Annotated in this window: 7 protein-coding genes and 1 pseudogene; all 8 read right to left on the reverse strand. The window is 58.1% G+C overall.

Annotation, left to right across the window (positions count from 1 at the left end):
- Positions 1 to 215, reverse strand: a pseudogene (locus B3Y70_RS17285) (arginyltransferase); the annotation flags it as partial.
- Positions 212 to 928, reverse strand: a complete 717-nt coding sequence (gene aat / locus B3Y70_RS17290) for a leucyl/phenylalanyl-tRNA--protein transferase (protein ID WP_153740035.1) — start codon at positions 926 to 928, stop codon at positions 212 to 214. The gene aat and the pseudogene B3Y70_RS17285, both read right to left, overlap by 4 nt.
- 15 nt (positions 929 to 943) lie before the next feature.
- Entirely contained in the window at positions 944 to 1,897 is a 954-nt protein-coding gene (trxB, locus tag B3Y70_RS17295; protein WP_153740034.1) for a thioredoxin-disulfide reductase, read from the reverse strand.
- Positions 1,898 to 2,071: 174 nt separating this feature from the next.
- Positions 2,072 to 2,983 carry an AAA family ATPase gene (locus B3Y70_RS17300; protein WP_022991062.1) on the reverse strand — a complete coding sequence of 304 codons (912 nt, stop codon included), beginning with the start codon at positions 2,981 to 2,983 and terminating at the stop codon, positions 2,072 to 2,074.
- A 7-nt stretch (positions 2,984 to 2,990) separates the two neighbouring features.
- Positions 2,991 to 3,914: a carbon-nitrogen hydrolase gene (locus tag B3Y70_RS17305; protein WP_153740033.1), complete on the reverse strand. Its 924-nt coding sequence runs from the start codon at positions 3,912 to 3,914 to the stop codon at positions 2,991 to 2,993.
- A complete protein-coding gene (locus B3Y70_RS17310) occupies positions 3,911 to 4,963 on the reverse strand; it encodes an agmatine deiminase family protein (protein ID WP_286714322.1) in 1,053 nt (350 codons plus the stop codon). The genes B3Y70_RS17305 and B3Y70_RS17310 overlap by 4 nt, the downstream gene beginning before the upstream one ends.
- 110 nt (positions 4,964 to 5,073) lie before the next feature.
- Positions 5,074 to 5,379 (reverse strand): hypothetical protein, encoded by a 306-nt coding sequence (locus B3Y70_RS17315; protein ID WP_114433967.1) that lies wholly within the window; start codon positions 5,377 to 5,379, stop codon positions 5,074 to 5,076.
- 104 nt (positions 5,380 to 5,483) lie between these two features.
- Positions 5,484 to 5,927: PilZ domain-containing protein (locus B3Y70_RS17320; RefSeq protein WP_288590214.1), on the reverse strand; the 444-nt coding region annotated here is incomplete at its 5' end.

Genomic DNA, 5,927 nt, shown 5'->3' on the forward strand with positions numbered 1-5,927 from the left:
AGGCGCACCGGAACACAGGCGTTGCAGCTTTCGCAGTGCGGACGGTAGTAATGTGAGCCGCTGCGACGGAAGCCCAGTGCGGTTAACTGGCTGTATAGCTTTTTGTCGATGTGGGCGCGAGGGTCCACAAACATGGTGGTCGCTTCACGGTCTGGCAGGTAACTGCAATCGTGAGGAGGGGTGGCAAAGAAAACGAGCGTTCTGAGATTACTCATTTCACCTCCGGGCAGGGCCATTGCCAGCTGAAGTTCCAGTCTGGCTGGTCCGGTTTCCGATCGACACATGCCCTGAGTATAGATAAAAACTCGGCCCTAGGAATACTGCTCGCACCCATCGTCAGCAGATGGTCGCTCTCCACCTGACAATCCATGAACTGATAGCCCCATTCACCCAACTGATGTGCCAGGTGCACCATCAGAACCTTGGAGGCGTTGGTTTCCAGTGAAAACATGGATTCGCCGAAGAAGCAGCGGCCGATAGCCAGTCCGTACATGCCGCCTGCGAGCTCATTGTTGCGATTCCAGACTTCAATGGAGTGGGCGATGCCACGTCTATGAAGTTCTGTATACGCTGCCATCATTTCGTCGGTTATCCAGGTGCCCTCAGCGCGGGTGTTTGCGCAGAGTCGGATGATGCGGCCGAAACAGTGATCGGTGGTGATACGAAATCGGCGCTGGTTCAGTGTCCGGCGCAGGCTCCGGGAGATGTGGATGTCAGAGGGAAACAGCACGCAACGAGGGTTGGGTGACCACCAGAGAATGGGCTGGTCGTCACTGAACCAGGGGAAAATGCCATTCCGATAGGCCAGAATCAGGCGTTCCGGAGACAGGTCGCCACCCAGGGCAAGCAGTCCATCGGGATCCTCCAGCGCTTCTTCTGCGGGAGGAAACCAGAGTTGATCAGGATCCAGCCAGGGTAGCGACGTCATTCTGCTTCTGAGCTGTCAGCCCTGTTGGTCAAGAAACTTCTCGGCGTCCAGCGCAGCCATGCACCCGAAACCGGCGGACGTCACAGCCTGCCGATAGACGTGGTCAGCTACGTCGCCCGCGGCGAACACGCCCGGAATGCTGGTTTGGGTGGCCATGCCCTCCAGGCCAGAGCGAATCCGGATGTAACCGTTGGTCATATCCAGCTGGCCTTCAAACAGGCTGGTATTCGGCTTGTGGCCAATCGCGATAAATACGCCGGCCAGCTCGAGATCCTGAGTGCTGCCATCTTTGGTGCTCTTGATGCGCATGCCGGTAACGCCGGTGCCATCGCCGAGCACTTCGTCCAGGGTGTGGTCCCAGATGATGTTGACGTTGCCGTTTTCTGCTTTCTCGAAGAGTTTGTCCTGAAGGATCTTCTCGGCCCGAAGCTTGTCACGGCGATGAACCAGGGTCACTTCATCAGCGATGTTCGAGAGATACAGAGCCTCTTCCACAGCAGTATTGCCGCCGCCGATAACCGCGACTTTCTGCTTGCGGTAGAAGAAGCCGTCACAGGTGGCGCAGGCCGACACGCCCTGACCCTTGAACTTCTCTTCGGATTCAAGCCCCAGATACATGGCAGAAGCGCCAGTGGCAATGATCAGAGCGTCACAGGTGTATTCGCCGTTGTCGCCTTTGAGCCGGAACGGGCGGTTGTTCAGATCAGCTTCGTTGATGGTGTCGTACACGATGCTGGTTTCAAAACGCTCGGCGTGCTTCTGCATGCGCTGCATTAGCTCGGGGCCCTGAACGCCGTCATTGTCGCCCGGCCAGTTGTCTACGTCAGTGGTGGTGGTCAGCTGGCCGCCCACTTCGATACCGGTGATCAGGGTCGGGTTCAGGTTGGCGCGCGCGGCATAGACTGCAGCGGTGTAGCCGGCCGGGCCGGAGCCAAGAATGATCAGTCGGGAATGTCGGGTTTCGCTCATCTGTGTCTCACTGAAATGAAGTATGCGTATTCGACGGCTCTCCTCTGTCCCTTCGGAGGGCAGAACGGGAGCCGCTCATCTGAAATCTGGCAAAAGGCTAACATGAAATGACCGGGCTGCCATTCGTTTACGCCAATGCGGCTTATAAAACGTTGCTATGTGGTCAGACCCGGATTATTCAAGCACCGATACGGTCGTTAACAGCTGGCGCACCCGCTCCCGGGCTTTACCGGATTCTCCCTGTTCCAGGCGATGTTCGGCTACGGCGGGGAAGACGGCCTGCACGTCGTCGGGCAGTACGTGATTACGACCTTCCATCAGTGCCCATGCTTTGGCGGCTCTCAGCAGGCCGAGGCCCGCCCTCGGGGACAAGCCGTAAAGCAATCCGGGCATGCGCCGGCTCTGCTCAAGAAGGCGTTGCAGGTAATCCAGCAAAGCCGGGCTGGCGGATACCTTTTCCACGGCCTGCTGCAAGGCCACCAGCTCATCGTGCGGGAGTATGGCCTGCAAACGATCGGTAAGGTGTTTGCGGTCTTCGCCCTCCAGCAGCTCCCGTTCCGCTTTCGGGTCGGGGTAGCCCAACCGAAGGCGCATCAGAAACCGGTCAAGCTGAGATTCAGGCAGGGGAAAGGTGCCGCCTTGCTCTATGGGGTTCTGGGTTGCGATCACAAAGAACGGGGTAGGTAGTGGTCGGGTTTCCCCCTCAATGGATACCTGCCTTTCTTCCATGGCTTCCAGCAGGGCGCTTTGGGTGCGCGGTGACGCGCGGTTGATTTCGTCTGCCAGAACCACCTGGGCGAAGATGGGGCCGGGGTGAAACACGAGCCCGCCGGCCTGCTTGTCATACATGGAGTAGCCGAGGACGTCTGCAGGCAGCAGGTCATTGGTGAACTGGATTCGCTGATAGCTTAACCCCATGATTTTTGCCAGCGCATGGGAGAGGGTGGTCTTGCCCATGCCCGGAATATCTTCAATCAACAGGTGGCCGCGGGCAAGCAGGCCGCAGAGCGCCAGACGAACCTGATTCTCCTTGCCCAGCAGTACCTTGTTAAGGGCGCTGACGACAGTGTCCATTTTCTGTTTCATGCCGGTTTCAGTCCCTCACCCGTTTCAGAATGTCGCCGTAGGCATCGATGCGCCTGTCCCTGAGGTACGGCCAGATTCTCCGGATGGATTCGGTGCGCTGGCGGTTCAGGGTTACCGACAGGATACACTCGTCAGTCTCGTTGCCGCGGGCCAGAAACTCGCCCTGAGGGCCACAGATGAAACTGTTCCCCCAGAACCGGATGCCATCGCTTTGGCCGGAAGGATCTGGCTCGGTCCCAACGCGATTCGGGGCGATAACCGGAAGGTTGTTGGCTACCGCATGGCCACGCTGAACGGTCACCCAGGCGTCCAGTTGCCGGGCCTGTTCGTCTGGATCGTCGGTCACATCCCAGCCAATGGCGGTCGGGTAGATCAGTATTTCCGCGCCGGCCAGTGCCATCAGTCGGGCCGCTTCCGGGTACCACTGGTCCCAGCACACAAGGACCCCCAGCTTACCAACGGAAGTCTGGATGGGGGTAAACCCGCTGCTGCCGTCATTGAAGGTGGCATCACCGGGAGTAAAGTAGAATTTCTCATAAAAGCCCGGGTCGTCCGGGATGTGCATTTTCCGGTACAGCCCGGCCAGGCTGCCATCGGTGTCGAACACCACAGATGTGTTGTGGTAAACGCCATTCATGCGCCTTTCAAAAATAGAACCCACAAGCACAACGCCTAATTCTTTTGCGAGACCAGACAGATAGTTGCTGGTGGGCCCGGGAATGGGCTCTGCAAGCTCAAAAATGGCGGTGTCTTCGGTCTGGCAGAAATACTGGGTGGCGTGCAGCTCCTGCAGGACAATCAACTGCGCGCCATCCACCGCAGCCTGCCGTATCAGGCGTTCGGATGTCGCGAGACTCCGGTTCTTGTCGGGACTGCAGGTTTGCTGAATGGCGGCGACCTTCAGGTTGGAGCTGGTGTTCGTGCTGGTCATACCGTTACCACCCCCGCAGGAATTTGCATGGTTACGCAGTGCAGACTGCCGTGCTGGTAAATGAGCGGGCGGCAGTCAATTGGAATAATCTCCCGGTCTGGGAAGATGCCCGCCATGATGCGAACTGCTTCTTCGTCCTGCGGCACATCGTAGACTGGCAGCAGAACTGCGCCGTTGATGATCAGGAAGTTGGCGTAGGTCGCTGGCAACCGTTCGCCGTCCTCATCGTAAATCGGGTCGGGCCAGGGCAGGGTGGTCAGGCGATAGGGGCTGCCGTCCGCCTGACGGAATTCCTGCAGTTCTTCTTCCATGGCCGCCAGTGCACTGTAGTGCTCGTCCGCAACATCCGGGCAAGTCACATAGCAGATATGATCAGGCGCGCAGAACCGTGCCAGGGTATCGATGTGGCTGTCGGTATCGTCGCCCGCCAGATAACCGTGGTTGAGCCAGAGAATACGATCGACCCCAAGGACCTCCTCCAGCAATTGCTCGATAGCGGTCCGATCCATGGATGGGTTTCTGGACGGAGTCAGAAGGCACTCGCTGGTAGTGAGCAAGGTGCCGGCGCCATCGGATTCTATCGAGCCACCTTCCAGGACAAAATCCACTGGCTGCAGTGGGTGTTTGCCGAAAACGCCCGCGTTCGCCAGGTGCCGGTTGAGGGCATCGTCTTTTTCCCAGGGAAATTTGTCTCCCCAGGCATTGAATCGGAAGTCCAGCAGTGTCGTGCCGTCGGTGGTATCCACGGTGATGGGGCCGTGGTCCCTGGCCCAGGTGTCGTTGGCCGGGGCTGGCACAGTGATCACGCGGCCTGGTAACCCATTGCCTTCGGCATAAGCGTTCAGCTGCTGGCCAAGTTGCTGGAGACGTGCCACGAACTCGCAGCTGATCACCAGGTGTTCAAAACGGAGGACCGCTTTGGCAATGGCCTCGAATACGGGCTCTACGTCGGCCATGCGCTTTGCCCAGTCGGTTCCGGGATGAGGCCAGGTCAACATGACTGCGCTTTGGGGAGCCCACTCCGCAGGCAACGTGCGTCTGGAAGTCACTGTATAAGTCACCTTGATTTGCAAAAGCCGCCATTCTATCTGAGCAATGCAGCCCGTGCATTGTCATTCCCTGGCCGGATGCCCTTACTGTTTGATGAAGCGGGTGTCGATCAGTCTTTGTGTTGCTTTACCACAGCATGTATTACGCGGTTACCTTCGAAATAGACGACAAAATCCTGATAATGCCACTGACTGATGGGGGGTTCTCCGACCGGGCCCTTGATGTCCTGGGGGGTGCCCCAGCGATTACGGACGGAGTCTTCACTCATGCCGTTCGCGGGCAGGCTGATCTGGCTTCTATCTGCCTGGCTGCCGACCGGCACCCTCAGTTCCTCGGCAAGGGCCAGTGGCGCTGAACCAGCGAATACAGCCGTAGCCAGAACGGCGGCAGCCATCACATTGCGGTAGTTTGTCATAGAGGAGTCTCCAATAATGCATGATTACTGCGCACTGTCTGCGGCAGATGAATAAAACGTAATATCCCGAAAAGCTTAGCAAAAGTCAGCACTTTTTCAGTATCTTACTCTTTTTGTCGTTGCCGAATCTGCCAACGCATCACATGCCGGGCAATTTGCTGACGGTCGCTGTCATCCAGTTCAACAAACAGCGTGTGAACCCGTGTGCCGCCTTGGTTGTCGTGCTCGGTATCCAGTACTTCAGCAATGGCTCTTGGCTGGTATAGCTCTGGTGGTAGAGTCATTCGAATGGCCAGTCGGTCACCCGCGACAAAGGTTGCTGTCGGCCAGCGGAACGAGAGCCCGCCCTCACTCAGGGTTACATCCTGCCAGTCCTCCGGTTGCAACGGATTTTGCTCAAAGGCGATAATGCGCGCCAGCGTATCGACCTTGCTGTTCAGGGATTTGACCAGCCCGGCCAGCAGGCGGTCGCGCTCAGCCAGGCTTGCCAGGTGTGCACGTACGTCCTGGTCCAGCCTCCGGAACTCGGCTTTCAGGGCTTCCAGTGG

Origin of the sequence: Marinobacter sp. UBA5687 (genome assembly GCF_002420325.1) — a bacterium.
GTDB lineage: Bacteria > Pseudomonadota > Gammaproteobacteria > Pseudomonadales > Oleiphilaceae > Marinobacter > Marinobacter nauticus.

Coding starts and splice junctions, on each gene's coding strand:
- aat (WP_153740035.1), bottom strand. CDS start 928: ATGACGTCGCTACCCTGGCTGGATCCTGATCAACTCTGGTTTCCTCCC.
- trxB (WP_153740034.1), bottom strand. CDS start 1,897: ATGAGCGAAACCCGACATTCCCGACTGATCATTCTTGGCTCCGGCCCG.
- B3Y70_RS17300 (WP_022991062.1), bottom strand. CDS start 2,983: ATGAAACAGAAAATGGACACTGTCGTCAGCGCCCTTAACAAGGTACTG.
- B3Y70_RS17305 (WP_153740033.1), bottom strand. CDS start 3,914: ATGACCAGCACGAACACCAGCTCCAACCTGAAGGTCGCCGCCATTCAG.
- B3Y70_RS17315 (WP_114433967.1), bottom strand. CDS start 5,379: ATGACAAACTACCGCAATGTGATGGCTGCCGCCGTTCTGGCTACGGCT.